This window comes from Alteriqipengyuania lutimaris (assembly GCF_003363135.1).
GTDB lineage: Bacteria > Pseudomonadota > Alphaproteobacteria > Sphingomonadales > Sphingomonadaceae > Alteriqipengyuania > Alteriqipengyuania lutimaris.
The window spans coordinates 2,020,779-2,037,793 of sequence record NZ_QRBB01000001.1 but is presented as its reverse complement, the minus strand read 5'-3'; the positions used below and the strand labels follow the sequence as shown (position 1 = coordinate 2,037,793).

The 17,015-nt window shown below is 65.8% G+C and carries 12 protein-coding genes; 7 read left to right on the top strand and 5 right to left on the bottom strand.

Features of this window, described 5'->3' with window-relative positions:
* Positions 1-6: 6 nt before the first annotated feature.
* The 3 genes from DL238_RS09720 to DL238_RS09710 all read right to left on the bottom strand — a co-directional run bounded on the left by DL238_RS09720 (position 7) and on the right by DL238_RS09710 (position 5,197).
* Complete coding sequence (locus tag DL238_RS09720) at positions 7-1,536, bottom strand: C69 family dipeptidase (protein ID WP_234031030.1); 1,530 nt, start codon at positions 1,534-1,536, stop codon at positions 7-9.
* Between the two features lie 73 nt (positions 1,537-1,609).
* Complete coding sequence (locus DL238_RS09715; RefSeq protein ID WP_181883885.1) at positions 1,610-4,486, bottom strand: TonB-dependent receptor domain-containing protein; 2,877 nt, start codon at positions 4,484-4,486, stop codon at positions 1,610-1,612.
* Between the two features lie 237 nt (positions 4,487-4,723).
* Positions 4,724-5,197: an Lrp/AsnC family transcriptional regulator gene (locus DL238_RS09710; protein WP_115492075.1), complete on the bottom strand. Its 474-nt coding sequence runs from the start codon at positions 5,195-5,197 to the stop codon at positions 4,724-4,726.
* Positions 5,198-5,387: 190 nt separating this feature from the next.
* Between DL238_RS09710 and DL238_RS09705 the strand changes: the two genes are divergently transcribed.
* The 5 genes from DL238_RS09705 (at position 5,388) to DL238_RS09685 (ending at position 11,718) form a co-directional block, all read left to right on the top strand.
* Positions 5,388-7,334 carry an isoaspartyl peptidase/L-asparaginase gene (locus tag DL238_RS09705; protein WP_115492074.1) on the top strand — a complete coding sequence of 649 codons (1,947 nt, stop codon included), beginning with the start codon at positions 5,388-5,390 and terminating at the stop codon, positions 7,332-7,334.
* Positions 7,335-7,338: 4 nt separating this feature from the next.
* Positions 7,339-8,556 carry a cystathionine gamma-synthase family protein gene (locus DL238_RS09700; protein WP_115492073.1) on the top strand — a complete coding sequence of 406 codons (1,218 nt, stop codon included), beginning with the start codon at positions 7,339-7,341 and terminating at the stop codon, positions 8,554-8,556.
* Between the two features lie 87 nt (positions 8,557-8,643).
* Positions 8,644-10,149 (top strand): ATP-binding protein, encoded by a 1,506-nt coding sequence (locus DL238_RS09695; RefSeq protein ID WP_115492072.1) that lies wholly within the window; start codon positions 8,644-8,646, stop codon positions 10,147-10,149.
* Positions 10,150-10,217: 68 nt separating this feature from the next.
* Positions 10,218-10,373 carry a YqaE/Pmp3 family membrane protein gene (locus DL238_RS09690; protein ID WP_115492071.1) on the top strand — a complete coding sequence of 52 codons (156 nt, stop codon included), beginning with the start codon at positions 10,218-10,220 and terminating at the stop codon, positions 10,371-10,373.
* Between the two features lie 4 nt (positions 10,374-10,377).
* Positions 10,378-11,718: an ABC1 kinase family protein gene (locus DL238_RS09685; RefSeq protein WP_115492070.1), complete on the top strand. Its 1,341-nt coding sequence runs from the start codon at positions 10,378-10,380 to the stop codon at positions 11,716-11,718.
* 147 nt (positions 11,719-11,865) lie between these two features.
* Here the strand turns inward: DL238_RS09685 and DL238_RS09680 are convergent, their stop codons facing one another.
* A complete protein-coding gene (locus DL238_RS09680; protein WP_115492069.1) occupies positions 11,866-13,620 on the bottom strand; it encodes a DUF885 domain-containing protein in 1,755 nt (584 codons plus the stop codon).
* Positions 13,621-13,685: 65 nt separating this feature from the next.
* On the opposite strand from DL238_RS09680, the gene DL238_RS09675 reads away from it, so the two are divergent.
* Positions 13,686-14,156: a low molecular weight protein-tyrosine-phosphatase gene (locus DL238_RS09675; RefSeq protein WP_115492068.1), complete on the top strand. Its 471-nt coding sequence runs from the start codon at positions 13,686-13,688 to the stop codon at positions 14,154-14,156.
* Positions 14,157-14,492: 336 nt separating this feature from the next.
* Here DL238_RS09675 and recG read toward each other — a convergent pair whose 3' ends face one another.
* Positions 14,493-16,556, bottom strand: coding sequence for an ATP-dependent DNA helicase RecG (gene recG, locus DL238_RS09670; RefSeq protein ID WP_115492067.1), 2,064 nt, complete (start codon positions 16,554-16,556; stop codon positions 14,493-14,495).
* 150 nt (positions 16,557-16,706) lie between these two features.
* On the opposite strand from recG, the gene DL238_RS09665 reads away from it, so the two are divergent.
* The gene (locus tag DL238_RS09665; RefSeq protein ID WP_115492066.1) at positions 16,707-16,982 is read left to right on the top strand and encodes an FAD assembly factor SdhE; all 276 of its coding nucleotides are present in this window, start codon (positions 16,707-16,709) and stop codon (positions 16,980-16,982) included.
* The last annotated feature ends 33 nt before the right edge of the window (positions 16,983-17,015 follow it).

Genomic DNA, 17,015 nt, shown 5'->3' with positions numbered 1-17,015 from the left:
TGCCGTTTACTCGGCGATATCCGGGTCGCCATCGGCAAGGCAGTTGACCGTCGGGTCGAGCGTGTTGATCCGCTTGCCCTCCGGCGCGATCCGGTCGGTCACGAGCCGCGTATAGGCGTCGAGCGCGCCGGCCATGGTGTCGCCCATGTCGAGCGCGGCAATGGCGCGGGTTTCGGCATAGTGCGTCAGGAGCGCACGCGCCGCCTCTCGGTCGCCACTGGCAATCATCGCCCGCGCGGTCCGCTCCACCCATTCCAGATCGCCGCGCGTCTCGCGCTCGAAACCCGTCAGCATGTCGGTCACCGGCGGCAGCAGGCGGTCCGGGGCCGAACATGCATAATACATCACCCGCTTGAAGGTGCGCCCGGCAAAGCGGGTCGCCTCCTGCATCTGGTAATCGGGATCGAGGAAGGTCGCCGCCGAGTCCTTGGTCAGATAGCGATGCTGCGCATATTCCATCGGCACCTTCTCGATGCCCATCCACCACACGTTGAACGGCGCGGCGACCGAACCTGTCGGAGCGTTCCAGACGCGGATAAGGTCGGGGTCTGCGAGGTCCGAGCGCAGGCCGACGACCTGCCCGTAACCGCTGTCGTCATCGACCACGCGCGGATCGCGCACCCGTTCCATCAGATCGGCCTCGCTGACCGGCGCCATCGCGCGCGTCGCCGCCTCCATCGCTGCGGGCGACATCAGCTTGATGCCCGGATCGCGAAAATCGCGGATGCTCTGGTCGCCATAGACGTGCTGGACGTTGAACGGCTCGCCCGAAACCGGATCGTACCAGCCCTGTGCGATCGCGAAGGAGATGAAATTGTCCGACGCAAGGTAATCGGGATTGCCCGCAAGCTCGGTCGGTATCTCGCCGATCCCGCCGGGGTAGAGCACGCGCACCTCGTCGGTCCCGAGACGTTCGGCCACCCACAGGCCCTGCCCGCCCGCGAACTCCCACACGACCCATCCTTCGTCGGGGTCGGCGATCAGGTGGGTGTTGCCGCCATAGGTCGCGAAGCCGTGCGCCGCGATCAGATCGCCGATGATCTCGACGCCCTCACGCGCGGTGCGGGCACGTTCCATCACGATGCGGGCGAGGTCGGAATATTGCACCCCGCGCTGCGGGCGGGGGGTCATGTCGACCAGTTCCTGCCGGCTCGGCGCCCAGACGTCGCGGACGGCAACCTGGTGCTCGTTGACGCCGCCATTGGTCAGCGGCGGCGGAAAACCTTCGAAATCGGTATAGGCCATCTGCATGTAGCGGAAGGTATGCGCCGCCTGCGGGATCGCGATCAGTTCGCCCGGGATCACCGCGTCCGCCGTCACCCCGACGGTGATCGTCGCATCGGTCGGGTGGTCCTTCGCGGGCACGATCTCGAGCCAGTGGCTCGACACCTCCTCGCCCGTCCCGCCGACCATCACGCTGCCGTCTTCGGTCAGGTCCTTGCCGACGTAATAGGCATAGCTCGCCTGCGCGGCGGTCGTTGCGACCAGCGCAAGGCCGGCAATTGCGATGGAGAAGGCGCGGACGAAGAGAGGCACGAAAGGAGGCTCCATCACGATGGGGAGCCTCCCTTGTCGGATCGACATCGCACCGGGTCAATCACCCTGCCGATCAGAGCGCCTCCCCGCCGAACTTGTAGGTCAGCTGAAGGTAGTAGCGGCGCCCGACCGCATCGAACCACGATCCGTTGTAATAGGGATAGCTCGCGTGGCTCGGGTCCTCGACCGGGTCGCGATCGAACAGGTTGTTGACCGTGCCAGACAGGCGGATCCGCTCAGTGACATCATACTGGGCCGACAGGTTGAACCAATAGCTTTCGTCGATCTTGTCGTCCCAGTTCCAGTTGGTCATCTCGCCGATGCGGATGCCGGTGATCGTGGTCGAGAATCGCGGAAGGCTCCACGTGAGGTACGCCTTGCCCTTGTCGCGTGGGATTTCGTAGCCGTTGAGGGGCACGTATTTGTCCAGCGTCGGATCGCCCGGATACTGCTGTATCTTGTGGTCGAAGACGTAGGTGTAGCTGGCGCCGATCGCGACATCGCCCGCGCGCCCCATGCCGAAACGGCTGTTGAGCGCGACGTCGATCCCCTCCACCCGCTCGCGCGCCACGTTGATCGGCACGACGCTGATCCTTTGCAGTTCGCCAGCCGACGCGCCCGACTCATAGCGCTGGACTCGCTCGAGCGCGTCGACGCAGGTGGGTGAGCTCGTGTCGATCGTGCCGCCGTTGATATCGGTGCCGAGGCGGCAATTCGCCTCGTCGATCAGCAGGCTGTTGGTGTCGAGGTTGAGGACCTGGTTTTCCATCCGGATGCGGAAATAGTCGACCGAGATGTCGAAGATCCGGCCCGGTGCCCAGACGATCCCCGCAGTGACCGACTGCGCGGTTTCGGGCAGCAATTCGCGGTTGCCGCTGCGCTGCTGGATGAAGCCCTCGTAACGGGTATTGACGCAATCGGCGAGCGTGGGGTCGGTCTGTTCGAGGCGGCAGTTGTAATAGTCCGCGCCGCCGCCGTTGACCGTGCCTGGGCCGCGATAGACGTAGTGCAGGTCGGGTGCGCGGAAGCCCGTACCGATCGCTCCGCGCACGAGGATCGTGTCGGTGGGCCGCAATTCGGCGCCCGCATTATAGGTGAACTCGCCGAAATTGTTGCCCGCGTAATTGTATCCGTCGTAACGGCCCGCGCCGGTCAGGCTGAGGAAAGAGAATACCGGCACGCGCATTTCCGCGCCGATGCCCCAATGTTCGCGATCGCCCTCGCCGTCCGAATCCTGGATGCCGACGTAGTATTGCGTCAGCGCCTTGGGATCGGGGTTGATCTCGTACCCCGCCTTGCCGGCTTCGGCGACCACGGCGAACCCGACCGGCCCGGCCGGCAGCTCAAACAGGCTGGTCGTGGTGATGTTCGCCTGGATATTGTTCACCCACGATTTGGGCTCGTAGACCGTGTATTCCTGGATGCTCGCATATTCGGCCGGGGTCAGTGCGGTGAACAGGCGCGTCGGGTCGGCATCGAAGCGCTGGTAGCCGGTGATGTTGTCCGGATCGTCGATCGGCTGGCCGAGGAACAGGTCGTTCGCCTTGTCGATCACGATTTCGGGCCACGCCATGCGCGAGCTGTAGCTGGCATGGTTGAAATAGAGCTCGTAATCCCACTGCCGCCCGGCGAGGCCCATCTGCCCGCGAATGCCGGGCGTGATGTTGAACGTGTAGGATTCGTTCTGGATCATCCCGTTCTCGAATCCGCCGATCTCCTCGGGGGTGAACGTCCGGCTCCACCCGTCGAGCTGATCGAGCCAGTAGGTGTCGATCGGATCGAGATATTGCGGGTTGTAGAACAGCCCCTCCTCGTTCCCGTCGGGCGCGACGTAGAACCAGGTCTTGAAGCCGTTGAAGAGTTCGAGATCCGAATAGCCGAACTGCGCGTCGAGGAAGAGATCGGTGGTGGAGCTCAGTTCATAGCCCGCCGAGCCATAGAGACTGATCTGGTCGCGGTCCGACAGGATCTGGCCATAGGCGATCGCTTCGTTGCTGCCGCAGAAATAGCCGTCGGTCGCGGCATAGCCGTTGTCGACGTCGAAGCCGTATCCATCGCGCGACGCGTAGAAGGTGGTGCCCTGGTTGGTGAAGCCCAGATCGGCGCAGGTCGAGGCGCCCGGATCGATGTAGTAGCCGCCCGAATCGTATCGCACGAAGTTGCGGTAGGCGAGCGGATCCTCCGTCGTCGAATTGTCGGCGGTCGAATCCTGAATTTCGCGCTCGTAGCCCCATAGCGGGCGCTGCGCGCTGTACTGCGCGCCGATCAGCGCGTGGAAGGGCCCCGACCGGAAGCCGGTCGACCCGGTGATGCGCCACGATTCCCCGCCACCATCCTCGGTCAGGCCAACCTGCGCATCGATTCGCGTGCCGTCCGGTTCCTGCTTGAGCTGGAAATTGACCACACCCGAAATCGCGTCCGATCCGTAGATCGCGGAAGCCGCGCCGCTAAGGATTTCGACCCGCTCGATCAGGCCGATGGGGATGTTGGAGATGTCGGCGACGTTGCTGTTCCCGCCATAGGGCATGGGAAAATCGGCGACGCGGCGGCCGTTGACCAGCACCAGCGTATGGTTGGGGCCGAGCCCGCGAAGGTCCACTTGCTTGGCGCCGGGCGTGAAGGTGTTCGCGCCGTAGCTTTGCGTGCTCTGCGTCTCGCCGTTGTTCTGGGTGACCGAGCGCAGCAGTTCGGGGACGTCTCCATAGCCCTGCCTGAGGATGTCTTCCGAGCTGATGACCGTGACCGGCGCGGGCCCTTCCTCTTGCGAGCGCGGAATGCGCGAGCCCAGAACCATGATGACATTGCCTTGCTCGGGCGCGTCGTCGTCGCGCAGTTCGAGCGTATCGTCGTCCGCGTCCGCCTGCGGCGCCGGATCCGCACTCTGGGCGGCGGCGGCGGTTGCGATCAGGCTGGTGCCTGCCAGCGCGATGGCAATTGAGATTCGGCGCATAAAAATGTTCCCCCTCGGGTGCAGCGCACCCGCGACCTTGATTACTTCGCCTGAACCGGCGTCCCCTCCCGTCTCCACCGATTGGCGGAGCGGCCATCCCCTGACGCGCGCGTTCTCTGTCGGATGCGCCGCGCAAAGGATCATTGCCGGAAACTATATCGCGCCGGGTTCAGAGCTTCGGGCAAATCCGCTTCGTCGAACGACAGATTTTGTCGTTCTAGAGAGACTTTTTACAGATTACGCATCTTTGTGCACGGGGAGCGGCCCGTTGGTCTTCACCACGCTCATCACCACGCAGGTCTTGAACGTCTTGATCGGATGGCGGTCGTAGAAGAAGTCACGAGTAAATTCGTCGTACTCGTCCATATCGCGCGCCACGACGGTCAGGATGAAATCCGCATCGCCGGTGATGTAATAGCCGTTGGTGACCTGGGGCGTGTTGCGGATGTCCTGCTTGAACCGGTCGATCACGCCGCGATCCTCGCGATCGAGCGTCACCATCACCAGCGCCATGATGTTGTAGCCCAGCGGGCGCGGCGAAACGATCGCCGCCTCGCGCTCTATGATGCCGTCCGCACGCAGCCGTTTCAATCGCTTGAGCGCGGCGGTGGGAGACAGTCCGCAGGCGGCGCCGAGCTGTTCGGCCGTCAGGTGCGCATCGGCCTGCACCGCCTCGAGCAGGCGGGCGTCTGCCGCGTCGATATTCCTCATATTGGCCTCCCTGGGCTCATTAGCGACAAAATCTGTCTCTGGATATGCCGATTAGTCCTGATTCAATCCAACCTATCTGCGAAGCTGGCGCCGGTCGAATCGTTTGACAGGGGCAAGCGGGCGTGTGGCATTCCGGCCGCCGATGCGCCGTTTTCCCATAATCGGTCCGGTCGCTTTGGGAGGTCGATACATGCAACCCAGAAGTTTGGTCGTCGCGCTTCTCGCTGCCCTATCCCTGCTGCTGCCAGGCCTTGCCCAGGCCAGGGACGCACCCGGTTACACCTATTACGAGACCGGAGACCTGTCGGATCCAACGCCGGGTGTGCCGTCGCCGGGTCTGCTGCTGATCGGCGGGTCTGACTGGAGCAAGCCCGCGTGGCGCTGGTTCGCGGGCAAGGCAGGCGGCGGCCACCTCGTCATCCTGCGCGCCTCGCAGGATGGCAGCGACGGCGAATGGCTGATGGAGAATATCGGCGGGCTCGCGTCGGTCCAGACGCTGGTCTTTGCGAACCGCGACGCCGCCTTCGACCCGCGAGTGGGCGAGATTCTCGCCCATGCCGACGGAATTTTCATCGCAGGCGGCGACCAGTCGAAATATGTGCGCTTCTGGCGGGACACGCCGGTCGAGATTGCGCTCAACGCTCATATGGCCGCGGGTCGCCCGATTGGCGGGACCAGCGCAGGCCTCGCGATCCTGGGCGGCACCGGATACGGCGCACTGGCCGAAGAGGCGGTCGATTCGCGCGAAGCACTCGCCGATCCGAGGGGCTCTAAGGTGACGCTGGTGAGCGATTTTCTCACCGCGCCTTTCCTTGGCAATGTCATCACCGACACGCATTTCAGCGAGCGCGACCGGCTCGGCCGGCTGGTCGCTTTCCTGGCGCAGGCGCGAGCTGCGGGTAACACGGACGCGATCGGCCTCGGCATCGACGAGGACACTGCGCTGTGCGTCGAGGCCGATGGAACCGCACGCCTCCATACGACCAGCGACGGGCATGCATGGCTCGTCCGTCCACAGGGCGCGCCGGGTTTTGAAGACAGCGGCGCACTCGAATGGGCTCAGGTCGAACTAACCGCCATCGGGAAGCAGAGCCGGGCAGATCTCGCCCATATGACCGTCAGCAACCCTGCTGTCTCCGGCACTGCGCAGGTCAGCGGCGGCGAGTTGAGCAATGTTCCCGCCCCGCCCGCGCGGCGCGAATGGTCGCTCGCCATCCATGGCGGATCGGGCGTGATCGAGCGCGGCGACCTGACGCCCGAGATGGAAGCGGCGTACCGCGCCAGCCTGCAGGCGGCGCTGGCAGCAGGCTCCGAAGTTCTCGAAAACGGCGGCACCAGCCTCGACGCGGTCGAAGCGACGCTGCGGATCCTCGAGGACGATCCGCTGTTCAACGCGGGACGCGGCGCGGTGTTCGATGCCGAAGGTCGCAACCAGCTCGACGCCGCGATCATGGACGGCGCGACCCTGAATGCAGGCGCGGTTGCGGCGGTCAGCACCACGAAACACCCCGTTACACTGGCGCGTGCGGTGCTGGAAAATTCGCGCCACGTACTCCTGTCGGGCGACGGTGCGGATCAGTTTGCCCGCGAACAGGGGATCGAGCAGGTCGATCCGTCCTACTTCCGCACCGAGCACCGCTGGCGGCAAATCGAGGAGTGGCGCCGGGACAACCTTTCCGCCCTCGCGCTCGATCCCACGCATCGCTTCGGCACGGTGGGCGCGGTGGCGTTGGACAAGGACGGCAACCTCGCTGCCGCCACCTCGACTGGCGGGCTCACCGGCAAGCGCTGGGGCCGGATCGGCGATTCACCGATCATCGGCGCGGGCACCTACGCCGCAAACGGCAAGTGCGCGGTCTCGGGCACCGGCACCGGCGAATATTTCATCCGAGAGAGCGCGGGCCGCCAAGTGTGCGACCGGGTCGCGTGGAACGGACAGAGCATCGCACAGGCGGCCGACGATACGATCGGGTCGATCGGCGCGCTGGGCGGCGACGGCGGCCTGATCGCGATGGACGCGATGGGGCGCGTCGCCTTCGCGATGAACACCGAAGGAATGTATCGGGGCGCGGCCAGCAGCGACTACCCGGCGCAAGAGGCGATCTACGCCGACGAAACGCTGGCGAACGAGGATTGAGATAATGGCCGATTACACGCCCGCGAACGGGGCAGACCGCATGTCCATCATCAACCAGAAGCCCGCCACCATCGCCGTGTGGGGGGGCGAGGAAAAGCCGCTGGCCTTCGGGGCCGCGCAGGTGCCGATCGTGCAGAGCGCCCCCTTCGCCTACGAGGATATGGACGAATGGGCCGCGGTCGCACTGGGGCAGGCCGAAGGGTATATTTACAGTCGCAACACGAACCCGACCGTAGGCGTGTTCGAGGAGAAATGCCGGATCCTCGAAGGCGGGGAAAAGGCGATCGCCTTTGCCAGCGGAATGGCGGCGATTTCGAACACGCTGCTCTCGCTGCTGTCACCGGGCGACCGCGTGGTTTCGATCAAGGACAGCTATGGCGGCACCAGCCGCCTGTTCATGGATACGCTCCCGCGCATGCATATCGAGGTCGATCTGGTCGAAACCAGCGATGCCGACGCGATCGACGCGGCGATCGATAAGGGCTGCGAGCTGGTCTATCTGGAAACCCCGACCAACCCGACGCTCAAGATCATCGATCTCGACCGGGCGATCCGCGCGGCCAGGAAACGGGGCGCGATCGTGGTGGTCGACAACACCTTCGCGACCCCGATCAACCAGCAGCCACTGGCCTTCGGTGCCGATCTGGTGCTGCACTCGGCGACCAAGTATCTCGGCGGGCACGACGATGCGATGGGCGGCGTGCTCATCGGGCGCGAGGATCTGGTGAAGACTGTCTATGAGCACCGCGAGATCTGCGGCGCCGTCCTGTCCGCCTTCTCCGCCTATCTCCTGCTGCGCGGGATGAAGACGCTCGACCTGCGCGTGAAGAAGCAGAACGAGACCGGCCTCGCCGTGGCGAAGTTCCTGCATCAGCACCCGAAGGTGGCGAGCGTGTTCTATCCGGGGCTCGAAAGCCACGACAAGCACGAGGTGGCGAAGCGACAGATGTCCGGCTTCGGCGGGATGCTCAGCTTCTCGGTCGATGGCGACTTCGACGCGCTCAAGCGCTTCGTCGGCGGGCTCAAATATGTCCACCGTGCGGCCAGCCTTGGCTCGGTCAACACGCTGATCGGCCCGCCGTCGGTCACCAGCCATGTCGAGTGCACCGCGGAGCAGCGTGCTGAACTGGGCATTTCGGAGACGCTGCTGCGCTATTCGTGCGGGGTCGAAGACGCCGAGGATCTGATCGCACAGCTCGACGAGGGGCTGAAAGCGGTCTGACGCGATCGCAGGCGGCGCGCAGCGAGAGCGGGATAACTGCCCGATCCGCCTTTGCGCGCCGCCCCTCGCCACCTATTCGCTAGGGGTATGAGGTCGCAGATCGAAATGGGCACGGATTCGTCCGGACAGGGCGTGTCCGTCGATATTGCCGAACTGCTCGCGACGCGGCTGCTCGTCCAGGGCAACTCGGGCTCGGGCAAGTCGCACCTGCTGCGCCGCCTGCTCGAACAGACCGCCGGCCTCGTCCAGCAAGTGGTGATCGACCCGGAGGGCGACTTCACCAGCCTGGCGGACGAATTCGACCATATCGTGATCGACGGCGCCGCCCATTCGGTGCGCGAGATCGAGGCGCTGGCGGGGCGTGTACGCCAGCACCGCGTCTCGGTCGTGCTCGCGCTCGACGAGCTGGAAGTGGAGCAACAGATCCGCTGCGCCGCGCTGTTCCTGGCTGCGCTGTTCGATGCCCCGCGCGAGCACTGGTATCCGGCGCTGGTGGTGGTCGACGAGGCGCAGATGTTCGCGCCTTCTGCTGGAGGCGACATGGCCGAGGACACGCGCCGCCTCACCCTGTCCGCGATGACCAACCTGATGTGCCGCGGGCGCAAGCGCGGCCTCGCGGGGATCGTCGCCACACAGCGCCTGGCCAAGCTGGCGAAGAACGTCGCCGCCGAAGCCTCGAACTTTCTGATGGGCCGAACCTTCCTCGACATCGACATGCAACGCGCGGCCGATCTGCTCGGCATGGACCGCCGGCAGGCAGAGCGTATCCGCGATCTGCAGCGCGGCCATTTCCTGGGCCTCGGCCCTGCGATCAGCCGCCGCCCGATCGCAGTCCACATCGGCGACGTGCGGACCGGCGGGAAGAACGCCGCCGAAGGCCTGATGCCGCTGCCGCAAGCGAAGGGCGAGGAGCTGGAGGCGCTGCTCCACTCCGAACTGGCGGAGGAAGCGACCACGCCTGCCCCGGCGCCGGCCCCTCCCCCGCCCCCGCGCACACCCGAGATCGAGCAGGCGATTTCCGAGCGTGCTGCCGCGAATGCAGCCGGTGGGGAAAGCTTGGAGGGCAACGGATCGGGCGATCCCCCGACCGAGGAGGCACCTCGAACCGACACCGGCGACAGCGCCGACGCGCTCTCTCAGATCATCGCCGATCTCGCAGCGGAGGAAGGCGCCACCTTCCAGTCCTCCGCCGCTCTGTTCCGCAGCTTCGCGCAGCGCTGCCGCCAACAAGGCGTGCCTAGCGCGCATGTCGACATGCTCGAGTTCCGCCGCCTGTTCGCCTTCGCGAGCGCGGGGCTGCACGACCTTCCGCAGCCCGCACGCGACGCGATCGAAGAGCTTTCCCAGGCCGTGCCGGAGGACGTGCTCGCCCCCTACCTCGCGATCGCGGTCGCTGCGGCCCAGGGTCGCCCCGCGCCCGACGAGGACGAGTTGGCACGCGTCTACGGCAGTTCATCGCCGAGCCGCATCCGGCGTCTGCTCGAACATATGGAGCGGCAGGGGCTGATCGTGGTGCGCGAGGAGTTCGGCGGCGGACGAACGATCATCGTCGTCGGGCTGGAAGAAGCGACGGGTGCCGGCGAGGTTTCCTGACGCCAATCGGCGCAAGGGCGGAACAGCGCCCGTCCGGCACGGTTGAGAAGGCAAAGGAGAACTTTTCTATGCCAATTCTGATTCTTATCGCCACGATCCTGCTTCCGCCGCTCGGCGTTGCGCTCAAGCACGGCCTCGGCACGCAATTTCTCATCAGCCTCGTCCTGACGCTGATCTTCTACATCCCCGGCCTCATCTATTCGCTCTACGTGAACTACGCATAAGGGCATGGCGCTGGAGCGCGACAACAGGGGCCGCCACCGCGCAGTCCCTTCCTCCCGCTTCGGGCGGCTGAGCGGCTTCGGCCGCCTGGCAGGCGGGGTGGCCGGAGGCATGCTGGCCGAAGGCGCCCGCCGCGTCGCTTCGGGCGAGCAGGTCAGGATGAACGACCTTGTCCTCACCCCCGGCAATATCGGCCGCCTGACCGAGCGCCTGTCGCACCTGCGCGGTGCGGCGATGAAGATGGGGCAGATGCTTTCGATGGACGCGGGCGATGCCCTGCGGCCCGAGCTGTCCGAGATACTTGCCAAGCTGCGCGACAATGCGGATTTCATGCCACCTCGACAGCTGGACAGGGTGCTGGCGGAGGAATGGGGCGCGGACTGGCGCAAGAACTTCCGCCGTTTCGAGCCCCGTCCGATCGCCGCCGCCAGCATCGGCCAGGTGCACCGCGCGCTGACCCGTGACGGGCGCACGCTGGCGATCAAGGTCCAGTACCCGGGCGTGAAGCAGAGCATCGATTCCGATGTCGACAATGTCGCAACGCTGCTGCGCATCACAGGCCTCCTGCCCAAGGAACTCGACATCAAGCCGCTCCTCGCCGCAGCGAAGGAGCAGTTGCACGAGGAAGCCGACTACCGCCGCGAAGGCCGCATGATGGAGCGCTACGGCGAGTTGCTCGCCGGACACGAGGCATTCGTTGTCCCTACGCTCGACGAAGAGCTGACCCGCGACCGCATCCTCGCGATGAGTTACGAGGAAGGCCGCCCGGTCGAACAGCTCGGTGACCAGCCGCAGGACGTGCGCGATGCCGTCTTCGCGGAGGTGATCGAACTCGTCGCGCGTGAGCTGTTCGAATGGGGCCTGATGCAGACCGACCCCAACTTCGCGAATTACCGATACCGCGATGCGGACCGGAAGATCGTGCTGCTCGATTTCGGCGCCACGCGAGAGGTCGATGCGCAGGTCCAGCAATCCTACCGCAACCTGCTGCGCGCCGGACTCGATCGGGATCACGAGGGCGTGCAGCAGGCCGCGATCGAAGCGAAGTTCATGTCGCCTGCTGTGGTCGACAAGCACGGCGAGGCGATCGACCGGATGATCGACATCATCCTTGGCGAAATGGCCAAGGATGCGCCGTTCGACTTTGGTGACCGCGGCTTCGTCCCCGCATTGCGCGACGAGGGCATCGCCATCGCGCAGGACAAGGCGATCTGGCACATCCCGCCTGCCGAGACCTTGTTCGTCCAGCGCAAGGTCAGCGGCACCGCCCTGCTCGGCGCGCGGATCGGCGCGGTGGTGAACATTCACGCCATCGTGCGCGATGTGCTGGAGCGGACGGAACCCTAGCTTACTCGTCATTGCGAGGAGCCCGAAGGGCACCGAAGCAATCCATGGCCAGACTTCGCTTCCTCTAAAGCGGTCCGAACAAGCTGCGACGCCTGACAATGGATTGCCGCGCGACCTCCGGTCGCTCGCAATGACGAGTTTGGAGGCTCAGCCCGCCTGCTGCTCCGCGATCCAGCGATCGACATGCTCTTCCAGCACATCCAGCGGGACCGCGCCGTTTTTCAGCACTGCGTCATGGAACGCGCGCAGGTCGAACCGGTCGCCCAGCGCCTCTTCCGCGCGGGTGCGCAGTTCCCGGATCTTCAGCTCGCCGATCTTGTAGGCCAGCGCCTGGCCGGGCCAGGTGATGTAGCGGTTGACCTCGGCATCGATATTCGCGGCGGAAAGCGCGGTGTTCTCGGTCATGAAATCGACCGCCTGCTGCTTGGTCCAGCCCTTCGAGTGGATGCCGGTATCGACCACCAGCCGGGTGGCGCGCCACATCTCGTAACTCAGCCGTCCCATCTGCTTGGCGGGGGTGTCGTACAGCCCCATCTCGATCCCGAGCCGCTCGGAATAGAGGCCCCACCCTTCCACGAAGGCGGTGAAGAAGGTGCCGTTGCGGCGCAGCGGGTGGAGGTCGAGCTCCTGCTGAAGCGCGATCTGATGGTGGTGGCCCGGCACCGCCTCGTGCACGCCGAGCGCCGGCAGTTCCCACAGAGGGCGCTGGTCCAGCTCGGTCAGGTTGATGCGGTAGATGCCCGCCTGCCCGGTTTCGAGCGAACCCGGCTCGTAATAGGCGGTGGTGTTGCCCGGCGCCTGCGCGGCGGGGATCGGCTGGACCGTGTAGGGCTGGCGCGGCAGGGTGCCGAACAGCTTGGGCATCCAGCCGTCGATCTGCTTGGCCAGCGCGCCGACATAGCGTTCGTACTCGGCTTCGTCGGTCATGTAATATTGCGGGTCGGTGCGCAGGTGTTCGACGAAGGCCTCGCGGGTGTCGAACCCGGCCTCGGCCGCGACCTGCTCCATTTCGGCCCGGATCCGCGCGACTTCGGACAGGCCGAGCTGGTGAATCTGGTCCGGCGTCATGTCGGTCGTGGTGAAGCTGCGGACACGATAGGCGTAGTAGTCATCGCCATTGGCGGTTTCGGCGACACCGGGCAGGCCGGTGCGGCATTCGGGCGCGTATTCCTCGGTGTAGAAGCTGAGGAAATCCTCGTAGGCGGGGAACACCACATCGGTCAGCGCGGCGCGGGCACGGGCCTGCAAGGCTGCCCAGTCGGCTTCCGAAATGGTCGACGGGCGCTTTTCGAAGGGACGCCAGAAGCCCGATTCCTCGGGGTTGTCCGCCATCTGGCCGGTGATCTGGTCCTCGACGCCTTCCATCGGCCCGCATGCCTGCGTCAGCCCGCGCGCCACCGCCTCGCGGCTGCGAGCGATCCCGGCTTCGTTCTGGGCGCCATAGGCTTCGAGGCGCGAGACGTAGCTTTCGTAGTCGGCCCTAGTGAAGAGCGGGGAGCTGTAGGGCAGCGACGCGATCCAGCTGAACCAGCCGCCGCGATTGGTGAACAGGACGTAGCGGGTCTGGTCGAACTGCGCGCCCTCGATTCCATCTTCGAGCGAGGACTTGAGAATCGCGTAGTCGACCCGCAGGTCCTCGGGCAGCGCGCTCTCGTCGATGGCGTTCAGCCGCGCGAGGAATTCGCGGTCTTCGGCGACGTTGCGATCATAGGCCGCCATGCTGAGGTCGCCCAGCTGCCCGTCGCCGCGCCGATCGCCAACCGAAGTCGCCAAGGTAGGATTGTCGTCGAGCATGTCCTGCCAGACGTCTTCGCGCAGTTCCTTGTAATCCTCCACCGGGCCGGCGGTCAGCGGGCTGGCTATGGTGAATGCGAGCGCGGTGGCGGCGAGCAGGTGCTTCATGTGGTTCCCCTTGTTTGCGGCAATCCCTATTGCGCCCGGCGGCGTGCGTCCAGTAGGCCGGAGCCATGGAAAAACCCGCAATCCTGTTCGTATGCCTTGGCAATATCTGCCGCTCCCCCCTCGCCGAAGCGGCGTTCCGCGACGCTGCGGAAAAGGCCAGGCTGGAGGCGGAAGCCGACAGTGCGGGCACCGCGGACTACCACGTGGGCAGCCCGCCCGATCCGCGCAGCGTCGAGGAAGCCTCCAAGCACGGGATCGACATATCGGGCTACGCGGGCCGCCAGCTGGTGGTCGAGGATTTCGACCGCTTCACGCATATCTTCGCGATGGATCATCAGAACCTGCGCAATATCGAGGCGCTGAGGCCCGAGGGATCGCGCGTGCATGTCTCTCTGCTGATGGACCTCGTGCCCGGGCGCGAGGGCGCGGCGATCGCGGACCCGTATCACGACGGCGAGGAGCAGTTCGAATATACGTGGGAGGATGTCGACGCGGCGGCGAAGGCGCTGGTGGAACGGCTGTCGGAGCCGACATAACCTCCTCCCCCACGGCGGGTGACACGGGTGACACGTGTCACCCAGGTGTCACCCAGGTGTCACCCTCGGAAAACCTTTATCTCTCAGCATGTTATATCCATTCGGGTGACACTTTCGGGTTTTTGGCCGTGAAAATCTGCGTGCGAGAGCGAGGTGGACGACGATGGGAAAGAGCCGCCGCCTCATTACTCTTTGCGCGTGAAGTAGGAAACTGCCCGCTGAGGTGATGCGCGACCCGCTCCTTCCCCTTGAGGGGGAGGCTGGGTGGGGGTTTATTCGGGTCGAGAGGGCAGAGCACCCACCCCCAGCCCCTCCCCCAAGGGAGGAGAGTTTTCCTTACCCACCCCGCAGCGTGCGCACGCCCATGTCGCGCTCCATCAGGTAGAGCAGGATGCGCGCCGCCTCGCCCCGTTCGCCTTCCAGCCCGGCGTCGCGGTCCATCAGCAGTTTGGCATCGGCGGTCGCGGGGTCGAGGAAGCGCTGCATCTGGTCGAGCGTGGCGATGCGGAACGGCGTGTCGCCCGACTGCCGCGTGCCGAGCAGTTCGCCGCCGCCGCGCAGTTCGAGGTCTTCCTCGGCGATACGGAACCCGTCCTGCGTCTCGCGCATCAGGGCGAGGCGGCGCTGGCCGGTCTCGGACAGCTGGTTGCCGCGCAACAGCAGGCAGGTCGACTTCTCGCTCCCCCGCCCCACACGCCCGCGCAGCTGGTGCAGCTGGGCGAGGCCGAAGCTTTCCGCCTGCTCGATCACGATCAGCGTGGAGGCGGGCACGTCGACGCCGACCTCGATCACCGTGGTGGCGACCAGCAGCTTCGCCTGTCCGCTGGCGAACCGCGCCATCGCGGCGTCCTTCACCTCGGGGTCGAGCTGCCCGTGGACCATCACCACGGCATCGTCGTCGAACCGCGCCTTGAGCGCTGCGAAGCGCTGCTCGGCCGCGGCTTTCTCCATGCCCTCCTCATCGCGGACCATCGGGCACACCCAATAGGCCTGCTGGCCGCTCGCGAGATGCCGCCCGACCGCCTCGACCACTTCGGGCAGGCGATCCATCCCGACAACGCGCGTGTCGATTGCCTGCCGGCCGGGCGGCAGTTCGTCGAGCCGGCTAACTTCCATCTCGCCGTAGTTCGCCAGCGTCAGCGTGCGCGGGATCGGGGTCGCGGTCATCGAAAGGGTGTGCGGCGGGCGCTTGCCCTTCCCCGCCATCTGGAGCCGTTGCGAAACGCCGAAGCGGTGCTGTTCGTCCACCACCACCAGCCCGAGGTCGCGGTACTGCACCGCCTCCTGGAAAATCGCGTGCGTGCCGACGACGATCTGGATGCTGCCGTCCATCAGCCCCATCAGGATGCTCTCGCGCGAGCGGCCCTTGTCGCGGCCCGTCAACAGCGCGACCTCGACCCCGGTGGGCCGCGCCATCTCGCGCAGCGTCTCGAAATGCTGGCGCGCGAGGATTTCGGTCGGGGCGAGCAGTGCCGCCTGCGCGCCCGCTTCCACCGCGACCAGCATCGCGTGCAGCGCCACCACGGTCTTGCCCGCGCCGACATCGCCTTGCAGCAGGCGCAGCATCGGCGCGTCCTGCGCGAGGTCGCCCTCGATCTCGCGGATCGAGCGCTCCTGCGCGCCGGTCAGCGGGAACGGCAGTTGCAGCTTGCTGCGCAGGCTCCCGTCGCCTGCCAGCGGGCGGCCGCGCTTCCTGCGATTATCCGCGCGCACCAGTTGCAGCGCGAGCGCATTTGCCAGCAGTTCGTCGTAGGCGAGCCGGTCCTTCGCGGTCTCGTCATCGCGCGCGTGCACGCTGCGCAGCGCGTCGGCCCAGGCGGGCCATTTCTGCTGCGCGAGCATGCCGGGCTCGATCCATTCGGGCACCGCGGGCAGGCGATCGAGCGCCTGCGCCGCGAGGCTCGCCATGCGCGGCTGGGTTAGCCCTTCCGCCAGCGGGTAGATCGGCTCGCGCATTTGCCCGAGCGCGGCATCCTCCATCGTCAGAACATGGTCCGGGTGGACCATCTGGAGCATGTCGCCATAGCGCTCCAGCTTGCCCGCCACGCGGCGCTTCTCGCCCACCGGCAGCTGCTTTTTCGCGGTGTAGCTCGACCGGCCGAAGTAAGTCAGCGCCAGCACGTTGCCCGCGCTGTCGGTGGCGAGGATTTTGTACGGCGCGCGCCGCGAGGCACCCGCGCGATGTTCGGTCACGGTCAGCGCGACGATGATCTGCTCGCCCTCGCCCGCGTCGTCCAGATTGTCGACCGGGCGGCGCGTCACGAAGCGGTCGGGCCAGTGGTAGGCAATGTCGCGCACCCGCGTGCAGCGCAGTTTCTCGAGCGGCTTCTTCAGCTTGGGGCCGACACCGTCCAGCGTGTCGACCTCGGCAAACAGGGGGTTGAGGATTTCGGGCCGCATTGGCGTAGCCTTACTCCACCACAAATCCGGTCGTCACCCCTGCGCAGGCAGGGGTCCAGATAAGCTGTCGATATCGCGGGCCGCCAGCCTCGGATGGATCCCTGCCTGCATAGGGATGACGAATGAAGGCGCAGGGGTTAAAGGGCAGCCATGACCGCCCCCACCTTCGAAGCCCGCCTCGCCCGCGCGAAATTCCGCAGCTGGCACCGCGGCACGCGCGAAGCCGATTACATGATCGGCGGCTATTTCGATCGCTACCACGCCGACTGGGCCGAGGACGACCTCGTCTGGTTCGAAAGGCTGCTCGATTACGACGATGTCGACATCATGGCCTGGGCGCTCAAGACGCAGCCCGTACCCGCCGAAATGCAGGGCGAACGCATCGCGATCATGCAAAAGCTCGATTACGTCGATATTCCGCGCTAGGGCCACGTCACCAACAGCCATCGACCCCCCTTC